Annotated in this window: 23 protein-coding genes and 1 tRNA gene; 15 read left to right on the top strand and 9 right to left on the bottom strand. The window is 70.9% G+C overall.

Annotated elements, in window-relative coordinates; genetic code table 11:
• Nucleotides 1-2: 2 nt before the first annotated feature.
• Nucleotides 3-758: a glycosyltransferase gene (locus AB0G32_RS06030; RefSeq protein ID WP_361158770.1), complete on the bottom strand. Its 756-nt coding sequence runs from the start codon at nt 756-758 to the stop codon at nt 3-5.
• Nucleotides 759-887: 129 nt separating this feature from the next.
• Between AB0G32_RS06030 and AB0G32_RS06025 the strand changes: the two genes are divergently transcribed.
• On the top strand, nt 888-1,130 hold the full coding sequence (locus AB0G32_RS06025; protein WP_361159083.1) for a ferredoxin: 243 nt from the start codon (nt 888-890) through the stop codon (nt 1,128-1,130).
• 112 nt (nt 1,131-1,242) lie between these two features.
• Here AB0G32_RS06025 and AB0G32_RS06020 read toward each other — a convergent pair whose 3' ends face one another.
• A complete protein-coding gene (locus AB0G32_RS06020; protein WP_361158768.1) occupies nt 1,243-1,623 on the bottom strand; it encodes a DUF6344 domain-containing protein in 381 nt (126 codons plus the stop codon).
• Nucleotides 1,624-1,960: 337 nt separating this feature from the next.
• Here AB0G32_RS06020 and AB0G32_RS06015 point away from each other — a divergent pair, with 337 nt between their 5' ends.
• Nucleotides 1,961-2,089 (top strand): DLW-39 family protein, encoded by a 129-nt coding sequence (locus tag AB0G32_RS06015; protein WP_003999697.1) that lies wholly within the window; start codon nt 1,961-1,963, stop codon nt 2,087-2,089.
• Nucleotides 2,090-2,423: 334 nt separating this feature from the next.
• Complete coding sequence (locus AB0G32_RS06010; RefSeq protein ID WP_361158766.1) at nt 2,424-3,761, top strand: hypothetical protein; 1,338 nt, start codon at nt 2,424-2,426, stop codon at nt 3,759-3,761.
• Between the two features lie 26 nt (nt 3,762-3,787).
• Here the strand turns inward: AB0G32_RS06010 and AB0G32_RS06005 are convergent, their stop codons facing one another.
• Nucleotides 3,788-5,236 (bottom strand): serine/threonine-protein kinase, encoded by a 1,449-nt coding sequence (locus tag AB0G32_RS06005; RefSeq protein WP_361158763.1) that lies wholly within the window; start codon nt 5,234-5,236, stop codon nt 3,788-3,790.
• 91 nt (nt 5,237-5,327) lie between these two features.
• Entirely contained in the window at nt 5,328-5,876 is a 549-nt protein-coding gene (locus AB0G32_RS06000; RefSeq protein ID WP_215170393.1) for a DNA-binding protein, read from the bottom strand.
• Between the two features lie 183 nt (nt 5,877-6,059).
• Here AB0G32_RS06000 and AB0G32_RS05995 point away from each other — a divergent pair.
• Together AB0G32_RS05995 and AB0G32_RS05990 are read left to right on the top strand one after the other, a co-directional pair.
• Nucleotides 6,060-6,132, top strand: a tRNA-Ala gene (locus AB0G32_RS05995).
• A 286-nt stretch (nt 6,133-6,418) separates the two neighbouring features.
• The gene (locus tag AB0G32_RS05990; RefSeq protein WP_361158759.1) at nt 6,419-7,435 is read left to right on the top strand and encodes a helix-turn-helix domain-containing protein; all 1,017 of its coding nucleotides are present in this window, start codon (nt 6,419-6,421) and stop codon (nt 7,433-7,435) included.
• An 11-nt stretch (nt 7,436-7,446) separates the two neighbouring features.
• Here the strand turns inward: AB0G32_RS05990 and AB0G32_RS05985 are convergent, their stop codons facing one another.
• The 3 genes from AB0G32_RS05985 to AB0G32_RS05975 all read right to left on the bottom strand — a co-directional run bounded on the left by AB0G32_RS05985 (nt 7,447) and on the right by AB0G32_RS05975 (nt 9,624).
• Entirely contained in the window at nt 7,447-8,139 is a 693-nt protein-coding gene (locus AB0G32_RS05985; protein WP_361158756.1) for a TMEM175 family protein, read from the bottom strand.
• 27 nt (nt 8,140-8,166) lie between these two features.
• A complete protein-coding gene (locus AB0G32_RS05980) occupies nt 8,167-8,382 on the bottom strand; it encodes a hypothetical protein (protein WP_361158754.1) in 216 nt (71 codons plus the stop codon).
• A gap of 171 nt (nt 8,383-8,553) precedes the next feature.
• Complete coding sequence (locus AB0G32_RS05975) at nt 8,554-9,624, bottom strand: NADH:flavin oxidoreductase/NADH oxidase (RefSeq protein ID WP_361158751.1); 1,071 nt, start codon at nt 9,622-9,624, stop codon at nt 8,554-8,556.
• Nucleotides 9,625-9,783: 159 nt separating this feature from the next.
• On the opposite strand from AB0G32_RS05975, the gene AB0G32_RS05970 reads away from it, so the two are divergent.
• Nucleotides 9,784-10,107 (top strand): helix-turn-helix transcriptional regulator, encoded by a 324-nt coding sequence (locus tag AB0G32_RS05970; RefSeq protein WP_361158749.1) that lies wholly within the window; start codon nt 9,784-9,786, stop codon nt 10,105-10,107.
• Nucleotides 10,108-10,394: 287 nt separating this feature from the next.
• Nucleotides 10,395-11,171, top strand: coding sequence for an isoprenyl transferase (locus AB0G32_RS05965; protein ID WP_361158747.1), 777 nt, complete (start codon nt 10,395-10,397; stop codon nt 11,169-11,171).
• Nucleotides 11,172-11,307: 136 nt separating this feature from the next.
• Here AB0G32_RS05965 and AB0G32_RS05960 read toward each other — a convergent pair whose 3' ends face one another.
• Complete coding sequence (locus tag AB0G32_RS05960) at nt 11,308-12,006, bottom strand: DUF5324 family protein (protein ID WP_361158745.1); 699 nt, start codon at nt 12,004-12,006, stop codon at nt 11,308-11,310.
• A 321-nt stretch (nt 12,007-12,327) separates the two neighbouring features.
• On the opposite strand from AB0G32_RS05960, the gene AB0G32_RS05955 reads away from it, so the two are divergent.
• Both AB0G32_RS05955 and AB0G32_RS05950 read left to right on the top strand, forming a co-directional pair.
• Nucleotides 12,328-12,861 carry a peptidylprolyl isomerase gene (locus tag AB0G32_RS05955; RefSeq protein WP_361158742.1) on the top strand — a complete coding sequence of 178 codons (534 nt, stop codon included), beginning with the start codon at nt 12,328-12,330 and terminating at the stop codon, nt 12,859-12,861.
• A gap of 128 nt (nt 12,862-12,989) precedes the next feature.
• Entirely contained in the window at nt 12,990-13,883 is an 894-nt protein-coding gene (locus tag AB0G32_RS05950) for a rhomboid family intramembrane serine protease (RefSeq protein ID WP_361158740.1), read from the top strand.
• Between the two features lie 257 nt (nt 13,884-14,140).
• Here the strand turns inward: AB0G32_RS05950 and crgA are convergent, their stop codons facing one another.
• On the bottom strand, nt 14,141-14,395 hold the full coding sequence (crgA, locus tag AB0G32_RS05945; RefSeq protein ID WP_361158737.1) for a cell division protein CrgA: 255 nt from the start codon (nt 14,393-14,395) through the stop codon (nt 14,141-14,143).
• Nucleotides 14,396-14,496: 101 nt separating this feature from the next.
• On the opposite strand from crgA, the gene AB0G32_RS05940 reads away from it, so the two are divergent.
• From AB0G32_RS05940 to AB0G32_RS05915, 6 genes are read left to right on the top strand one after another with little or no spacing between them, the layout of a single operon-like run.
• Nucleotides 14,497-15,276 (top strand): DUF881 domain-containing protein, encoded by a 780-nt coding sequence (locus AB0G32_RS05940; protein WP_361158735.1) that lies wholly within the window; start codon nt 14,497-14,499, stop codon nt 15,274-15,276.
• Between the two features lie 18 nt (nt 15,277-15,294).
• Nucleotides 15,295-15,957: a class E sortase gene (locus AB0G32_RS05935; protein WP_361158733.1), complete on the top strand. Its 663-nt coding sequence runs from the start codon at nt 15,295-15,297 to the stop codon at nt 15,955-15,957.
• Between the two features lie 52 nt (nt 15,958-16,009).
• Complete coding sequence (locus AB0G32_RS05930; RefSeq protein ID WP_361158730.1) at nt 16,010-16,171, top strand: hypothetical protein; 162 nt, start codon at nt 16,010-16,012, stop codon at nt 16,169-16,171.
• Nucleotides 16,168-16,806, top strand: coding sequence for an aminodeoxychorismate/anthranilate synthase component II (locus tag AB0G32_RS05925; protein WP_361158727.1), 639 nt, complete (start codon nt 16,168-16,170; stop codon nt 16,804-16,806). The genes AB0G32_RS05930 and AB0G32_RS05925 overlap by 4 nt, the downstream gene beginning before the upstream one ends.
• Nucleotides 16,803-17,840, top strand: coding sequence for a class E sortase (locus AB0G32_RS05920; protein ID WP_361158724.1), 1,038 nt, complete (start codon nt 16,803-16,805; stop codon nt 17,838-17,840). The genes AB0G32_RS05925 and AB0G32_RS05920 overlap by 4 nt, the downstream gene beginning before the upstream one ends.
• Before the next feature lie 13 nt (nt 17,841-17,853).
• Entirely contained in the window at nt 17,854-18,615 is a 762-nt protein-coding gene (locus AB0G32_RS05915) for a class E sortase (RefSeq protein ID WP_361158721.1), read from the top strand.
• The last annotated feature ends 19 nt before the right edge of the window (nt 18,616-18,634 follow it).

Below are 18,634 nucleotides of genomic sequence, written 5' to 3'. Positions count from 1 at the left end.
TGTCACCCGAGGGGGTAGCGCCACTCCAGGCCGGCCAGCGCCCGGGCGCGGGCCTCGACGACCAGCATGCGCGCGTCCCGCTCCGCCGGGTCCACGTGCGCGGCCTGCCCGGTGGCCTGCCCCTCCCACTTGCGGTAGAGCAGGCCGACCTGTTCGGAGAACCAGCCGCGGGCGACCGTGTTCAGCGCGAGCAGCAGCCCGGTGTCCTCGGAGGCGGGCAGGGCCATCCAGCCGCCGAGCGCGAGCAGCAGGTCGCGGCGGACGCAGAGGGTGGCCGGGTGGACCGGGGCCCGGAAGCCGTTGGCCTTCCAGAAGTCGAGGACGACGCCCCGCTCGATCGGCCCGTTCGCCGGGTCGCCGGGGAAGCCGGCCGTCGAACCGTCGGGCAGCAGGTCCAGTACCCGCGACGTCGTCCAGCCGATCGTCGGGTCGGCCTCCAGCGCCGCCAGGTCGCGGGCCAGCGCGCCGGCCGGGAGCTGGTCGTCGGCGTCGAGGATCTTCACGTACTCGCCCTCGGCGTGCGCGAGCGCGATGGTGCGGGCCACCCCGGGGCCGCCCGGCCGCCCCTGCCGGAACACCACGCGGGGATCGGCCGGCACATGGGGGCGTACGTCGTCCGTCCAGCCGTCCTCCTGGACCAGCCACCGCCAGTCCCAGCCGGCCGGCAACTCCTGTTGCCGCAGGGACGCGTAGGCGTCCTGGAGGTAGGGGGCGGACGGTGCGTGGATGGCCGTGACGACGGTGATGCGGCGGCTCATACGCTCACCACCTTTCGAGGCTCATCCGGTCCGGTTGGTCGTGCCCGCCCAAGATACGACGGGCCGCACTAGCCTGGTCGGCCGGAGGACTTGGACCGCTGCCGGGGGGACGCGCGCATGAACGCCCGTATGAACGCCCATACGAACGCCCGTACGAACGCACGCAGGAAGGTCTCCGTCGATCAGGATCTCTGCTACGGCTCCGCGGACTGCGTGCACCGGGTGGGGTCCGTCTTCACCACGGTGGACGGGTTCGGCGCGGTCATCCCGGGGCGCGAGGACACCGGCGACGACCCGCGGGTACGGGAGGCGGCCGAGCAGTGCCCGTCGCAGGCGATCAGCATCACGGACGGGGAGCAGGGGGAGCAGTAGGAGCGGGAGGTAGGGGGAGCGGGGAGTACGGGCGGCATGCGGAAGGCCCGGCGCTCGGGGAGCGCCGGGCCTTGCCGGGAGTCGCTGGGATTCGCTGAACCTGCCGGAACGCTCAGCGTTGCAGTGGTGGGTCGGCCGGTGCGAGGGGTTCCGCCTCCGGCTGCTCGGCCGTGTCGCACAGGGCGGCGGACCGGGCCGCGGCGGCCGCGTCGGTGGCGGGACGGTGCCGGCAGCTCGGGGACTTGCCGTGGGCCTCGGCCCGGATGCGCTGCTTCATGGTGGGCGGCAGGGAACCGGCCCGTGGCCAGGACCTCGGGGCCGCCGCCGAGGCCGTCGCTTCGGTGCCGCCGGTACCGTTCTCGCTGTTGCGCGCGGTCTCGGTGCGCGGTACCACCGCCGAGGCGGTCGTCGTGATGAGGCCGAGCGCCGTGCACAGCGCGAGGAAGGCGGTGACGAAGGCGGTCCACACGCTGAGGACCTTGTTCCGGGCCATGATCCCTCACTTTCGGGTTGGGCGATTTGCGTACTTTCCTCATGATGTGTATGAGCGCCGCGAAGTGGTGGACCGACGCCCGCGGCGCGGCGTTCTTCAGATCAACACCACACGGATGGGTGCAAGAGGGCTGAAAAGTGGCCTTCCGGGAGAAGAAGGATCAAATCTCACCGTCCGTGGGGGTGTGATCACCCTCCGATCGGAACGGCCCGGCCGGCTTCTACTGGGTCCCGGCGGAGGTGAGTTGACGCCGGACGCAGGTCACTGATCGGTATCGGCCGGTGTGTATAGTCGGGCGGCAGAGGTCCCCTACGTCAAGGAAAGACGAGGTCGCGCGGTGAAGAAGCTTCTCCTGGTCGCACTGGCCGCCATCGGCGGGCTCCTCGTGTACCGCCAGATCCAGGCGGATCGCGCCGAGCAGGATCTGTGGACGGAGGCGACTGACTCCGTGCCCACGGGTTCGTGAGGACGACCAGAAACCGGTCCTGAGAACAGACCCCGGCCGTATTACGGTCGGGGTTTTGTGTTGCCCGGGACCGGTCCGCCGGGATGTTTCGGACGCTCGTACGGAACCGGCGGATGGCGGGCGGGGCGGCGGGGCAGGATGGGCACGGTCCGGGCCACGGTCCGGGGTCATGGTCCGGGACCACGGTCCGGCCGGGCCGGTTCGCCGGCGGTGACGCTGACGGGGATGGTGGCGGTGGCGGTGGCGGTATGAGGGGTGGCGGGCGATGAGGTGGCGGCGTACGTCGAGGCCGAGGGCCCGGGGCGGCCGGCCGGCCCTGCCCGCCGTGATCGTCGTGACCGCTGTGCTTGGTGTGCTTGGTGTGCTCGGTGTGACGGCCGCCGTGCCGGGTGCCGCGGCCTTCGCAGCCGGTACGGCCGGTACGACCGGTACGGCGGCCAGCGACAACCGCGCCGGCGAGAGCGACGGTGACGGCGACGGCTACGCCTTCGCGCCGGGCGCCCGGCGCGTCGACGGTGCCGGCGGTGCGGCCGGCGCCGCGCGTCTGGACCTCGGCGTCACCTACCGCAGCTCCCTGCCCCGCGCCGCCGAGGTCTACTACGCCCTCGAACTCGACGCCGCCTCGGACGCGTACGTCTCCGTCACCGCCGTACCCCGGGCCGGCGGCGAGGTCGTCGCCGTGGACGGCGTCCGGGTCTCCGTGCGGGACGCCGACGGCGGTTCCTGCTCGCTGGACAGCGCCACCTTCGGTGCCGCCCGCAGCCCGCACCCGGTCACCGCCTCGGCGGCCCGCGAGATCACCCGCACCGGAACCCGGTGCCAGGAGGCGGGCCACTACTACGTGGTGGTCGAACGGGTCCGGCCGCAGGACTCCCCGCCGGACGCCTGGGACCTGGAGCTGACCACCGTCTCCGAGCCGGGCCTGAAGCGGACGGCGGCCACCACCGCCCCGGACGCCTGGGACTCGGCCTCCCCCGCCCCGCCCGCCGGCGAACCCGCGAACCGCCCGGGCGGCGCCGGCTTCACCGGGGCGGCATCCCTCGGCCAGGGCGCCTGGCGCGCCGGCATCGAGCCGGGCCAGACCCTCTACTACAAGGTGCCCCTCGACTGGGGCCAACAGCTCTACGCCACCGCGGAACTCGGCAGTACCGAAGGCCGCTCCGGCTACGCCACCGGCGCCCTGTCGCTGTCCCTGCACAATCCCGTCCGCGGCCGGGTCGACAGCGCCGGCACCGGCTACACCGGGCGGCGGGCCGCGGTCGACCTGGGACCGGTGCCGCCGGTGGCGTACGACAACCGGTACGCCGTCGCCGGACAGCAGAACGCGATGCGGTTCGCCGGGTCGTACTACCTGGTCGTGCACCTCGCGGAACAGGTCGCCGACCGTTTCGGCGACGGGCCGTTCGACGTCGTCCTGCGGGTGCGGCTGACGGGGGAGGCGGGGGACGGGCCCGACTACGCGGGGGAGCCGGTGCCGCACGGTGTCTTCGAGGCCGCGGAACCCTTCCGGGCGGCGGGGACCGGGGGCCCGGAAGGAGACCTGGCCGACGACACGGCCGGGGGCACGGACCCGGCGATGCGGGCGGTGGCGGTCGGCGGGATCGGCACCGGGAGCGTGCTGCTGGCCGGGCTCGGCGTGTGGACCGTGGTGGCGCGGCGCAGGAGCGCGTAACGGGGCGGGATGCGGCCGGCCGGGCCTCAGATCCGGGTCAGGGCCCAGAAACCGACCGCGTAGCAGGCCAGCGCCAGGAACAGCAGCGGCAGCGCGACCGCCGCCGGGGGGCCGGGGCGCCGGCGCCGGCGCCGGGGAGCGCGGTGCTGGGCGACGGGGGTCTGGGGGCTCTGCGCGGTGTACGCGGCGGTGGCGGCGGGGACGCGTGGTGGGTACGACGGGGTGTCGGCGGGGGGCGGCGGCGTGGGCGGGTGGGGGGTCCCCGGCTGGCCGAGCAGGGCGACGGTGGAGACGGTGGGGTGGGGCGGCGGGAGATGGAAGCTGCCGGTGTCCGACATACCCGGCAGCCGGGGCGGACGCTCCTCGGAGCCGGTGGCCTCGGCGGGGGCGGGGGCGGGGGCTGGGGCGGGGGCTGGGGGCGGTGCTGTGCCGGGTCCCCGCCCCGGTTCGGATGCCGGGGCGGACGGCGGTGACGGCGTCCGCGGCGACGACATGGACGGCGTAGACGGCGTAGACGGCGAGGACGGCACAGCTGGCGTAGACGGCGTAGACGGCGCGAACGGTGTGGACGACGCGAACGGTGTGGACGACGCGGCGGTCGGCCCCGCCGGCCCGAACCCGGCCGGCAGCGGCCCCACTTGCTGGAAGATCTCGATCAGCTCGTCGTCGGGACCGGGCTCCGGCAGCAGCTCCACGGCCGCGGCCAGCGCCTTGCGCGCCCCCGTCGCCGTACGGAACCGGGCCACCGGATCCGGTTGCAGCAGCGTCGAGACGACCTGCCACAGCGGCTCCGGAATCCCCGCGGGCGCCGGCGGCGTCCCGTGCTCGGCGAAGTACTGCACCAGCGCCTTGGTGTCCGGCTTGGCGCCCTCCAGCAGATACAGCGCGACCAGCCCTACGGCGAACAGGTCGGCGGCGAAGTCCGGTTCCGCGCCCATCATCGACTCGGGCGCCAGGTAACCGGGCGTCCCGACCACCAGGTCGGCCTCCGTCAGCCGCGGTTCGCCCAGCCGCATGGCGATGCCGAAGTCCCCCAGCCGCAGCCGGGGACGGGCCGTGCCGGTGGCTTCGAGCAGGATGTTGGCGGGCTTGACGTCACGGTGGACGACGCCCTCGGCGTGCACCGCGGCCAGCCCGGACAGCAGCTGGTCGAGCAGGGTGCAGACGTAGAGCGGCGGCAGCGGACCGTAGTCGTTGACCACGTGGACCAGTGAGCCGCCGGTGACCAGGTCCATGGTGAACAGGACCTTGTCGTCGTCGGCCGCCCAGCTGGCGGGGGCCAGCACATGGGGATGGTCGATGCGCAGCGCCTGCTCCCGCACGAACCGCAGCAGGGAGTGGGCGTCGCGCTGCTGGAGCACCTTGGCGGCCACGTACCGGCCGCGGCGGTGGTCCCAGGCGCGCCATACCGCGCCGACTCCCCCACGCCCGATCGGGTCGACCAGTTCGTACCGTCCGGCGAAGACCTCACCCATCGCCCTGTGCGCCCCTCCCCCTGTCCTTCCGTCCCCGGCTCCCGCGCGGACCCGGCCGCCGTACCCCCTCGGCGGTCGGGCCCGGGCGGGGTCAGCTCTGGTGGGACTGGTAGTGCGCGACCGCGTCCGAGGTGCGGCCGGCGCCGTAGACCCGGAGGAACTCTGCCAGCTCCGGGTGGGTCGGGGCGAGAGTGTCCGCCGCTTCTATGATGTCGCCGGCCGCCGCCACCGAGCGCAGCAGGGACTGGATCTCGCGGACCACCCGCTTGACCGTGGGCGCTCCCGAACTGCTCGTGGTCTGCGTCGTGTTGCTCAGCACCGAGCCCCCCTGCGACTTCTTGATCTCGTCCATGCGCTCGGTGGCCTCGGCCGCGCTGACACTGCCGTCCGCGACCTGCCCCGCCAGGTCCTGGAGCAACTGCACCCGCTGTACCACCGCCGGATTGCCGATCTTCGCCCGCTGACCGCTCATCAACTGGGACAGCATCGGCGCGGACAGTCCCAGGACGCCCGCGAGCCGCGCCTGGTTGAGCCCGAGATCGTCGATCAGCCTACGGAAGAGCGCCCCCAGTGGCTCTCCGTACCAGTTCCGCTGAAGCTCCCGCGCTCTTGCGGTGGCTTCCTGCTGTGCGGCGTCCATTGCGTCTCCCCATCGCTTCCCCAAAAACCGCAGTTCGCTCCAGCGAACCACGCCGAGCATCTTACGGAGAGTGGTCGTTCACCGGGACCCCCAATCTGTTTGGGAGATACGGGGGACCACCCGGTACTCTTGGCAGCGGCGCTCGCCGGGACGGTGTTCCGGCCGGCCGGACGCCACGGTTGCGGGGCCTTAGCTCAGTTGGTAGAGCGCTGTCTTTGCATGGCAGATGTCAGGGGTTCGACTCCCCTAGGCTCCACCGAGATAGGCCCCTCTGGCCTGCGGAAACGCGGCTGGAGGGGCCTTTTTTGTCCGGATTTCCCGAGTGCCGTCGTTGTACTGCGATCCGGTTGCCCGCGTACGCGGGACCAATGACAGGTCGTCGGGCTCGACGATGACGACCTTGCGTGCGCAGGCGCGTCAGTGCGCCCGGGCGGTCGGGACCGGGGCCGGGAGATCCGGCACGACCCTGCTCGGCACGGTGGGATCGGCGGTGCCCGACCATGCTCACGGCGCCCGGGCACCGGCGGAGTACCTTGTTCCGGATGAGTACCGGAGTCAGCGTGCCTTCTTGGCGGGTCGGGAACTCCTCCAGGCCCGTGATCGACGTCGCCGTGCCGTACGCGGACGAGAACCGGAACCGGGTGCTGCTCAGCGAGTGGCGGCGGCAGGGGGGCGAGCAGGTGCCGGCTCCGCCGCTGCGGCTGCCGCGGCACAGCGAAGGGACCTACCGCGCCCGCATCTGGAAGCAGAACATGCTCGACTTCTTCCTCGAGGACCAGTACAGCGACGCGGTCGCGGGGACCACCGGGGGCCCGGGCGGGCACCTCGAGGACCGGATCGTGACGAGCGTGACGCTCAGTGGTGAGTGGCGCTTCGCCTCGGGGACTCAGCGCACCACGGCAGGGGCCGGAACGCTGTGCGTGCGACGGAACGAGGACCCGTGGGACTTCGAGGTCGCCCGGGGCACCCGGGCGATCACCCTGGTCCTTCCCGCGAGCGAGATCCGCTTCCCGGCGAACACGCGGGCGGTCACCGCAGAACAGACCTCGCCCGCCGCGGCCCTGCTGCTCTCCCAGCTCCGTCTCTGGGCGGAACTGTCGGACGGCCTCGGCGCCACTGCCGGCGAGGCCGCCCGCAACGCGACTCTGGAGCTGTTCAGAGGGATGTTGAACGACCAGGTCATCGATGACGCGGAGTTCGCGCCCGCGCTCCTCAGGTCGGCGATGGACTACATAGAGATCCGGCTGCTCGCTGACCCCGACCTCCGCCCCCGAGAGATCGCGGCGGCCCTGAACGTGTCCGTCCGCACCCTCTACCGCGCGTTCGGTCAAGGGGTCACGTCGTCGGTCATGGGCTATGTGCGCGAACGCCGCCTCGAACGCGCCAGGGCCGAGCTGTCCTCGACCCGCCTGACCGTGTCCGAGATCGCCGCTCGATGGCACTTCGCGGACAGCAGCCATTTCGTCAAGGCGTACAAGAAGCGATACGCCGAGACTCCCACCGAGGGCAGGAAGGACCGTCGGCACACCCGACGAGGCGCCGCCTTTCCTGACGCGTGATCAGCACCCTGTCAGTGGGCGCGGTGGATCCGAAGGAGCGCCCACCTGGGCAGGACCAGCAGCAACAGGCTGTAGTACTGGAGCACGGGCACGGCGAGGGCGAGGACGAGAGCCAGGACCAGGGCGAGGACGTTGAGACGGCTCTCGGTGTAGAACTCCTGGAGCCTGCCCGGTTCCTGATCGTCCTCGTCGAGCAGCCCCGGGGTGGTCTTCAGGATCCTCAGCATCGCCAGCCGGCACACCATGCTCGCCAGGAGAACCGCGTAGTAGAACGCCGCCACGAACCGGTCGCGGCCGAAGGCGCCGATCATCTCCGTCGGCAGGGGGAGCACGACGACGGACAGCAGCCACCCCATGTTCCACACCGTCAAAGAGCGGGTGACCCTCGCGACCGACGAGAAGGTCCGGTGGTGTTCCCGCCAGATGTTGGCGATGACCGCGAAGCTGAGCAGGAAGCTCCAGATCTGGTCGAGGTGGCCGGTGATCACCTCGCTGGCCTGCTCGTGGGCGGACGCGGCCTCCGGGACGATGTCGACCAGCGGCAGGATCAGCAAAGTGATCGAGATCGCGGTCACCGCGTCGGTGAACAGCACCAGCCGTTCCCCCGAGGCGCCGCCTTGGCTCCTGACCGGCGCGGGAACCGGCGGCTGAGCCGAGTCGGGTCCTCCCGCGCCGGTTCCGGCGACGGTATCGCTGGCACTCATGTATGTTGCACCTTTCTTCTGTCGGGTTCATCGGGCCGGGACGTCAGATGGTACGAGGGCCCGCTGGGTGAACGGCTTCGGGTTCGAGGACGAAGCAGCCGCTGCCCACGGGGAGGGTCCGGCGGCGGCGCCGGCCGCCATGTCCGACAGGGGGGCGGAGCCGGGCCTGCCGGTCTCACCGGCGACGGTCGTCTCCACGACCACGGCACGCCCGCCCGCCTGGCGCGTGGTCGTTTCGGCCATGGCAAGCGGAACCTCGTTGGTCTGGCGCGTCGCTGAGGCCTGCTATTTCATCGCGTTGGCGCCGGGAGCGCTTGGACCTGAGTGACACACCGGGTGGATCTCCGTGCCGCGCGCACGCTGGGCGTGCGACGTAGGACATCGCTCAGTACCGCGCGGTGTGCGGGTCCGGGGTCAGAACGCGCGCTGGTACTGCCGGGGCCACGACACGCGCGGTTCCGCGTCCCGCGCGCGCAGCGCCCAGTACGGGTCGCGCAGCATGGCCCGGCCGACGAACGCGGCGTCCACCAACTCCGGGACGGCCTCATCGAGCTGTTCCGCCGCGTGGATCCCGCCGGAGGCCGCGGCGAGCGTGCCCGCATCGCGAAAGAGCGGACCGTAGCGGGCGTTGTGCAGCGGCTGGTCGATCCGCCGGGCGTCCGGGCGCAGCGCGCCCGAGCCGGCGTCGATCATGTCGACGCCCGCCCTGCCGAGCCGGGCCGCGAAACGTGCCGCCTCGTGCGTCGTCAGGCCGCCCTCGATCAGATCCTCGGCGGGCAGGCGGACCAGGAGCGGCTTGTGCTGCGGCCATCCGGCGCGGAGCGCCGCGACCATCGCGAGCGGGAAACGCATCCGCCCCTCCAGGTCGCCGCCCCAGGCGTCGGTGCGGTGGTTGGTCAGGGGCGAGAGGAACTGGTGGAGCAGGTAGCCGTTCGCGCCGTGCAGTTCGAGTACCGCGTAGCCGGCACGGTCGGCGTTGCGAGCCGCGTGTTCGAGATCCCCCAGCACCCGGTCGCCGTCCGCGATGCTCATCGCCGACGGGACGGCCAGCCCGGCGAAGGGCAGTGGGGACGGCGCGAGTGGCTGCCAGCCACCCTGGTCCGGGCCGATGGCCTGCCGGGTTCCGGCGTTGTCCCAGGGCACGCCGTGGGAGCTTTTGCGGCCGGCGGCGCCGAGCTGGATCGCCGGGACGGACCCGAGGCGGGCTATGGCGGCCGCCAGCCGCCGGTGTCCGTCGACCTGGCGCTCCGACCACAGCCCGAGGTCGCCTGCCGTGGTGCGCATATCGGGGGCGACGGCCGTGCATTCGACCATCACCAGACCCGCGCCGCCGGCCGCCCTGGCCCCGTAGTGGACGAGATGCCAGTCGGTCGGTGCGCCGTGGGCGTCGGCGGAGTACTGGCACATCGGTGAGAGCCAGACCCGGTTGGGCACGGTCAGCTCTCGCAGGCGGATCTCGCTGAATGCCCTGGATTGCCTCGTCATCGGCGGTGACTTCCCTCTTGTTCGGAGAACAGGATTGCTTCGGAGCACAGGCTTGCTTCGGGGCACAGGCTTGTTTCGGAGCCAGGCCGCACGCCGGCCGCGCGCTTTCCCAACATACATCGAACATCGTCGAAGTTCGTAGTCTGCTAGGCTGTGCGCATGCCCAGACAGCCCGAGCACCCCGATCTCGACGATGTGCGGCTCGACCGTCTTTTCTTCGCACTGGGTGACCGGGCCCGGCTGCGCATCGTCTCCGTCCTCTGCGATCGCGCCGAGCACTCCCGCGAGGAGTTCGACGTGGCCGTGGGACCCTCCACGCTCAGTCACCACATGAAGATCCTGCGCGAGGCGGGACTGACCCGGCACCGGTACGAGGGCACGCACTGCCGCATCTCCCTGCGCGCCGACACCCTCGCCCGCTTCCCCGCCGCGCTGCAGGGCGCCCTGGAGGCCCTGGCGGCGGAGCGGCACGAGGAAGCCTGACCCGCGGGCCCCGGCCCCGGCCGGCCCTGGGCGCACCGCCGAGCTACGGCCGCGGGGAAGGCGCCGACTTCGGTGCCGACTTCGGCGTCAACTTCCCGGCCGGACGCGGCAATTGCTGATCTTGGGTCGGATCGGAAGCGGCCCGGTTCGAGCGGAAGCCGGCATGTCCGCTCTTGATATCGTCACTCCACAAGGCGCCAGCACCCCCACCCCTGCGGGGCGGTGCCACGTGACTCATCGCCGCGGTGGGCCATCGGCCGCCGACGGCGAGGTGGAAGGGGTAGACCATGCGGGCGAAGGTACGGGCCGCTCTCGACGCGCTCTACATGAAGCGACTCGTCAGGGAGCTGGAGGGACGCCCACGCCCTCAGCACATCGGCATCATGCTCGACGGCAACCGCCGCTGGGCCAAGATGTCCGGCATAAACGATCCGCGCGAGGGCTACCGCGCGGGCGGCGCGAAGGTACTGGACTTCCTGCGCTGGTGCGACTCGGCCGAGATCGAGCACGTCACCCTCTACATGCTCTCCGACGACAACCTGCACCGGCCCGAAGAAGAGCTGACCCCGCTCATCGACATCATCGCCGAAGTCGTGGAACGGCTGGCCGCCCCCGGCAACCCCTGGCCGGTCGCCGTCGTCGGAGCCCAGGACCTGCTGCCCGCCGACTCCGCCGCCCGCCTCAAGACCGCCACCGAGGCCACCCAGGACCGCCGGGGCGGCACCAAGGTCGATGTCGCCGTCGGCTACGGCGGCCGACGCGAAATCGTCGACGCCGTCCGCTCCGCCCTCACCGAGCACAGTGCCCAGGGCGGGGACATCGACGAGTTCATCGAGACCTTCACCATGGAGCACATCTCCAAGCACCTGTACTCCAAGGCCCGCTCCGAATCCGACCTCATCATCCGCACCTCCGGCGAACAGCGGCTGTCCGGATTCCTGCTCTGGCAGTCCGCGTATGCCGAGATGTACTTCTGCGAGACCTACTGGCCGGACTTCCGTGAGATCGACTTCCTGCGCGCCCTGCGTTCCTACTCACTACGGGAACGCCGCTACGGACGGTGACCGCGTCGAAACGCGCCGTTTCACGTGAAACAACGCCGCGGGGCGGGAGAGCCGTACTCTCCCGCCCCGCGGCGTCGTTCTGCGCCTGTTCTGCTCTGTTCTCTGCTCTGTTCTCTGCTCTGTTCTGTGCGGCGTCTCAGCGCTGGTCGTCGCCCTTGGTGGCCTCGTCCTCGGCCTGCTTGGCCTCCACCTCCGGGTCGAGCGTGGCCCCGCTGCCGTCCACCGACGTCAGCCGGCCCGGTTCCGGGACCTCCGTCGCCTCCGGCGGTTCGACCAGCCAGTCCGGGTTGGCCTGCTTGTCCCACCACTTCCACGCCGCGAACGCGCCGCCCGCCACGACACCCAGGACCGCCAGCACCTTGACGACCCGGCCGGCCTTCGCCCGCCGCTCGTTCTTGCGCGCCAGCTTCTGGATGTCCTGGGCGGACACCTGACCGCGCAGCGCCGCCAACGCGGCCGCACCACGCAGCGCCGCCTCGTCACGGACCGGTCCGGCCGCGGCCACCGCCTGCTCCAGCCGGGGCCGCGAGTAGTCGGCCGCCTGCCGGGCGGCGATACGGGTCCGCAGGGCCGCCTCGTGCGCGGCCAGGTCGACCTTCGGTGGCACATGCGAACGGGCCTGCTCAAGACGCGGCGCCACATACACGCCGTACTGCTGCCGGGCCTGGTCGGCGGCCAGGGACACCTTGGGCGCCAGCCGTACGCGCGCCTCGTGTGCGTAGTGCGCGGCCCTGTCCTTGGCCGTGTCGGCGTAGGGCGCCACCACTTCCGCGGCGTGCAGCACGCTGTCCTTCGCCGAACCGGTCGCGGCGCGCACGCTGTCGATGCGGGTCACGGGTTCCTCCTCCTCGGTGGCGTACGGTAATTCGACTTTCCACCCTTTTACGGATCATGCCTGCCGACGCACCGCCAGGCATGTGAGAGCGGGCATCCGGGTCATGCGATAGCGGGTGAATCCAGGGCAACGGGAGCTTGTCGTCGACAATGCCACGGATCGACGGGCAGTGCCCCCGTCCCGGAAGTACTCGGCCGGATTTACGCAAGCGACACGGGCCGAAGGGGCACCGAAGAGGGACGGCGATCGACCGCTGGGCGACGCGCGCGGCGGACCGTGCGAGGATCAGGGAGTCACAAGGAAGACAACGGAAGGCAGATCGTGGCTGAGCAGCTTTACGCCACCCTGAAGACCAACCACGGCGACATCAGCGTCCGGCTCCTGCCGAACCACGCCCCCAAGACGGTCAAGAACTTCGTCGAGCTCGCCACGGGCGAGCGCGAGTGGACCAATCCGGCCACCGGCCAGAAGTCCACCGACAAGCTCTATGACGGGACGGTCTTCCACCGGGTGATCAGTGGTTTCATGCTCCAGGGCGGTGACCCGCTGGGCAACGGCACCGGCGGTCCCGGCTACCAGTTCGAGGACGAGTTCCACCCGGACCTCACCTTCGACAAGCCCTACCTGCTGGCCATGGCCAACGCCGGTCCGGGCACCAACGGCTCGCAGTTCTTCATCACCGTCGCCCCGACGACGTGGCTGAACCGCAAGCACACCATCTTCGGCGAGGTCACCGACGCGGCCAGCCAGAAGGTCGTGGACGTCATCGCCGGCACGAAGACCAACCCGCGCACCGACCGTCCGGTCCAGGACGTCGTCATCGAGTCGGTCGTCGTGGAGACCCGCGAGGCCTGACCCCCGCCGGGAACCACCTCGGGAACCAAACGCCCCGCTCATCCGTATGGATGGGCGGGGCGGGCGTATTGCCTACGACGACTCATCGCCCAAGACGACTCATCGCCGACGACGATCCAGGGGACCTCATGGACCAGGCAGCGGGAGGCAGCCCACAGGACGCCGGGACCCCGCCGACCTGCTACCGCCACCCGGAGCGCGCCGCGGGCGTCCGCTGCACCCGCTGCGAACGCCCCGTCTGCCCGGACTGCATGATCGACGCCGCCGTGGGCTTCCAGTGCCCCGAGTGCGTCCGCGGGGGTTCCGGTACCGGGCACCCGGCCACCGCCAACCGCCCCCGCACCCTCGCGGGCGGCCCGGTCACCGCCGATCCGCGGCTGACCACCAAGATCCTCATCGGCCTCAACCTCGCCCTCTTCGTGGCCCAGCTCACCGTCGGCGACGGCTTCACCGAGCGGTTCGAGCTGATCGGCCGGGCCTGGGTGCCGGGGCTCGGCTCCGTCGAGGGCATCGCGGAGGGCCAGTGGTACCGGCTGCTGACCTCGATGTTCCTGCACGGCAGCTACATCCACATCGCCTTCAACATGCTCAGCCTCTGGTGGATCGGCGGCCCGCTGGAGGCGGCCCTGGGCCGCGCCCGCTACCTGGCCCTCTACGCCGTGTCCGGCCTGGCCGGCAGCGCCCTCACCTACCTGATCGCGGAGCCCAACCAGCCCTCGCTCGGCGCCTCCGGCGCGATCTTCGGCCTGTTCGGCGCGACGGCCGTGCTGATGCGCCGACTCAACCAGGACATGCGGCCGGTCATCGCCCTGCTGGCGATCAACCTGATCTTCACCTTCAGCCCGGGCTTCAACATCGCCTGGCAGGCCCACATCGGCGGCCTCGTCGCCGGTGTCGTGATCGGGTACGGCATGGTGCACGCCCCGCGCGAGCGGCGCGCGCTCGTCCAGTACGGGACGTGCGCGCTGGTGCTCGTGGTCTGTCTGGCCCTGGCCCTGTTGAGGACCGGTCAGCTCACCTGAGCGGCTGTTGTCCACAGCGGGTGGCAGATCTTGTGCACAGCGTGCGGGAACACGTGTGCCCCCTGTCACCGACCCGTGTTTCCGCAGGTCAGCCGGGGGCGAACGTATTTTCGGTTGCCGGTGATTCTGTCACACCGGCGTCAACGTCCGGTGAGTTATCCACAGATCGTCGTTTCTTTTCCCCAGCGTGTGGACAAGCCCTGTGGATAACTCGGTGAACAACCGTGGGCAGAGCTGCGTTCACCCGGGGGTCGGCGCTACTTCCACTGCGTGGAGACGCCGAACCCGGCGGCGATGAACCCGAAGCCCACCACGATGTTCCAGTTGCCCAGCGCCTCGACGGGCAGCGAGCCGTCGGTGACGTAGAACACCACGATCCAGGCCAGGCCGATGAGGAACATGGCCAGCATGACGGGGGCGACCCAGGCACGGCTGTTCAGCTTGATGGCCGTCGACTGCTTGGCCGGCGGCGGCGTGAAATCTGCCTTCTTGCGGATACGTGACTTCGGCACGAGGGTCTCTCCTGTCGATGCGCTGCGTGGCCGCGCAGGATACTGGGTCCGGGCGTCCGTTAGCGTAGTGCTTCCGTGGCGCCGAAGGAGATAAGGGTACGTTGAGCAATTCTGCCGACTCCCCCCAGGCCGGTCCCCAGCCGGTCCGCCGGCGCCGGTTCCGGCCCGTCAGGGTCCTGACCGCGGCCGTCTTCGCCCTCGCCGGGCTCATCTTCTTCACCAGTTTCGACACCGCCAAGGGCACCAACATCCGCACGGACACCTCCCTGCTGAAGCTGTCCGACCTGATCCAGGAGCGCAGCCGGGACAACGGCGCGCTGGACGAGACCAACGGCGCCCTGCGCCAGGACATCGAGTCCCTCGCCGAGCGCGACGACGGCAGCACCGAGGCGGAGGACGACAAGCTCGCCGCGCTGGAGCGGCGCGCGGGCACCCAGAAACTGAAGGGCGAGGCGGTCTCGGTCACCCTCGACGACGCCCCGCCGAACGCCACCGCCAAGCTGCCGGGCTATCCGGAGCCGGAACCCGACTACCTGGTGATCCACCAGCAGGACCTCCAGGCGGTGGTGAACGCGCTGTGGCAGGGCGGCGCCGAGGGCATCAAGGTCATGGACCAGCGGCTGATATCCACCAGCGCCGTGCGCTGCGTCGGCAACACCCTGATCCTCCAGGGCCGGGTCTACTCACCGCCGTACAAGATCACGGCGGTCGGTGACCCGGAGAAGCTGAAGAAGGCGCTCTCCGCCTCCCCGGCGATCCAGAACTACATGGTGTACGTCAACGTCTACGGGCTCGGCTGGAAGGTCGAGGAGGACGGGACGGTGACGCTGCCCGGCTACTCGGGCACAGTGGACCTGCACTACGCGGAGCCGGTCGAGTAGCCCTGGGGGGAGCTGCCGATGCGCGTCGTCGTCAGGTCCGTCAGCGAACTCTGCCTCACCGTCGGCACCGTCCTCGTGCTGTTCGCCGTCTACACGCTGTTCTGGACCGGCGTCCGGGCGGAGGAGGCCATGGAGCGCCAGGTGGACGTCCTGCATGAGCGATGGCGGACGGAACAGCCGCCCGCGCGGCCGACCGAGCCGGTGCCGTACGCGCCCGGCAAGCCCTTCGCGATCATGTACGTGCCCCGGCTCGGTTTCACGTGGAACAAACCGGTGCTGGAGGGCACCGCCACCGGCACGCTGAAGAAGGGCCTGGGCCACTACCCGGCGAGCGGGCGGCTCGGTCAGGTGGGGAACTTCGCGGTGGCCGGGCACCGGCGTACGTACGGCGATCCGTTCAAGGACTTCCCCGAGCTGCGGCGGGGGGACGCGGTGGTGCTGACCGACGGGACCACCTGGTTCACGTATCGGATCGACAAAGGGCCGTACAAAACCGTGCCGAGTGACGTGGCGGTGGTCGATCCTGTCCCGCGGAAGTCCGGGTACACCGGACCGGGCCGGTATCTGACGCTGACGACCTGTGATCCCGAGTGGGGGCACAGCCACCGGCTGATCGTCTGGGCCCGGCTGGACGCCACGCGGCCCGTGGAGGCCGGGAAACCGGAGGCGTTGCGCCGTTAGTCTGTTGGCGTACGGCGTGAGTCTGGTGCCGTGGTGCGACGGAAGGGACGGCATGTACGGCTGGATCTGGCGGCATCTGCCGGGAAACGTGTGGGCGAAGGCGCTGCTCTCGCTCGTGCTCGTCGTGGCCGTGGTCTACGTCCTGTTCCAGTACGTGTTCCCGTGGGCCGAGCCGCTGCTTCCCTTCAACGATGTGACGGTGGACAACCAGTGAGTGCGCGGATTCTCGTCGTCGACAACTACGACAGCTTCGTCTTCAACCTGGTCCAGTACCTGTACCAGCTGGGCGCCGAGTGCGAGGTGCTGCGCAACGACGAGGTGGCCGTCTCGCACGCGCAGGACGGGTTCGACGGCGTGCTGCTGTCGCCGGGGCCGGGCGCGCCCGAGCAGGCCGGGATCTGTGTCGACATGGTGCGGCACTGCGCGGCGACCGGGGTGCCGGTCTTCGGGGTCTGTCTCGGCATGCAGTCGATGCAGGTGGCGTACGGCGGTGTGGTGGACCGGGCGCCGGAGCTGCTGCACGGGAAGACCTCGCCGGTCGAGCACACGGGCCGGGGGGTCTTCGCGGGCCTGCCCTCGCCGTTCACGGCGACGCGGTACCACTCGCTGGCGGCCGAGCCGGGCACGGTGCCGGCCGAGCTGGAGGTGACGGCGCGGACGGCGGACGGGATCGTGATGGGGCTGCGGCACCGGGAACTCCCGGTCGAGGGCGTGCAGTTCCATCCGGAGTCGGTGCTGACCGAGCACGGGCACCTGATGCTGGCCAACTGGCTGGCGGAGTGCGGTGACCAGGGTGCGGTGGCGAGGTCTGCGGGGCTCGCCCCGGTGGTGGGCAGGGCCACGGCGTGACCGCGCTGCGCCCCGAGCGTGACGCCGACGCCGCTGGGACCCCGTACGGGCAGGAGCCGTACGGGGATCCGGATGCGCTCGGGGGCGGCCCCCACGACGACGAGACGGTGGCGCTGCGGGTCGTGGATCCGGCGGCGCGAATAAGCGCTCGGGGCAGTGCTCCGGCGGCCGGCCCGGCCACCGGCGGCCGGGCGGCCCGGCGGAAGGCCGCCAAACGGCGGCAGGGCGGCCGTGGAGGCGCCCGCCGGGCGTCGGGTACCGCCGAGCCGCGGTCGGGCGCCGCGGAGCCGCAGGACGGCGAGGAGGGACCGAGAGCGCCGCTCACCCGGGTGGAGGCCCGACGGCTGGCGCGGGCCCGCAGACCCAGCCCGGCCACGGTCGCCAGCCGGGCGGTCGGCGAGCTGTTCATCACCACCGGCGTGCTGATGCTGCTGTTCGTCTCCTACCAGCTGTGGTGGACGAACGTGCGGGCGCACGCGCAGGCGGACAAGGAGGCGAGCAGCCTCCAGGACGACTGGGCCGACGGCAAGCGCAATCCGGGCAGCTTCGAGCCGGGGCAGGGCTTCGCGCTGCTGCACATCCCCAAGCTGGACGTCGTGGTGCCGATCGCCGAGGGCGTCAGCAACGACAAGGTGCTGGACCGGGGCATGGTCGGGCACTACGCGGAGGGCGCGCTGAAGACGGCGATGCCGGACGACAAGACCGGCAACTTCGGGCTGGCCGGGCACCGCAACACGCACGGCGAGCCGTTCCGGTACATCAACAAGCTCAAGCCGGGCGACCCGATCGTCGTGGAGACCCAGGACAAGTACTTCGTCTACAAGATGTCGTCGATCCTGCCGGTGACGTCGCCGAGCAACACCACCGTGCTGGACCCGGTCCCGCAGCAGTCGGGGTTCACCGGGCCCGGCCGCTACATCACGCTCACCACCTGCACGCCGGAGTTCACCAGCAAGTACCGGATGATCGTGTGGGGCAAGATGGTCGAGGAACGGCCGCGCAGCAAGGGCAAGCCGGATGCGCTCGTCAATTAAGGGCGGATGACCAGTGGCAGCGACCACCGACACCGATCACGAAGAGCACACCGACGCGCCCGTGCCCGGGCCGGGTCCGGGCCCGCGCGGCCGCGGCCGGATCGCGCTGGCGGTCAGCGTCTTCGGTGAACTCCTCATCACGGCGGGCCTGGTGATGGGCCTGTTCGTCGTCTACTCGCTGTGGTGGACGAACGTGATGGCGGACCGCGAGGCGGACAAGCAGGGCGACAAGGTCCGGGACAACTGGGCCCAGGGCGCCGAGGGTTCGAGCGGTCCGGGGGCGCTGAACACCAAGGACGGCATCGGCTTCCTGCACGTGCCGGCGATGGGCAAGGGCGAGGTCCTGGTCGAGAAGGGCACCTCGATGAAGGTGCTCAACGACGGGGTGGCCGGCTACTACACCGACCCGGTCAAGGCGGAGCTGCCCATGACCGGCGACAAGGGCAACTTCTCGCTGGCCGCGCACCGGGACGGGCACGGCGCCAAGTTCCACAACATCGACAAGATCGAGAAGGGTGACCCGATCGTCTTCGAGACGAAGGACACCTGGTACGTCTACAAGGTCTACGGCATCCTCCCGGAGACCACGAAGTACAACGTCGACGTCCTCGGGAAGATCCCGAAGGAGTCCGGCAAGAAGCAGGCCGGGCACTACATCACGCTGACCACCTGCACGCCGGTGTACACCAGCCGGTACCGGTACATCGTCTGGGGTGAGCTGGTGCGTACCGAGAAGGTGGACGACGAGCGGACGGTGCCCAAGGAGCTGCGCTGAGCGTGCGGTCATGAATCGG

The sequence above is a fragment of the Streptomyces sp. NPDC023723 genome (genome assembly GCF_040639815.1).
GTDB lineage: Bacteria > Actinomycetota > Actinomycetes > Streptomycetales > Streptomycetaceae > Streptomyces.
The sequence above is the reverse complement of the archived record's forward strand: the minus strand, read 5'-3'. Positions and strand labels throughout refer to the sequence as shown.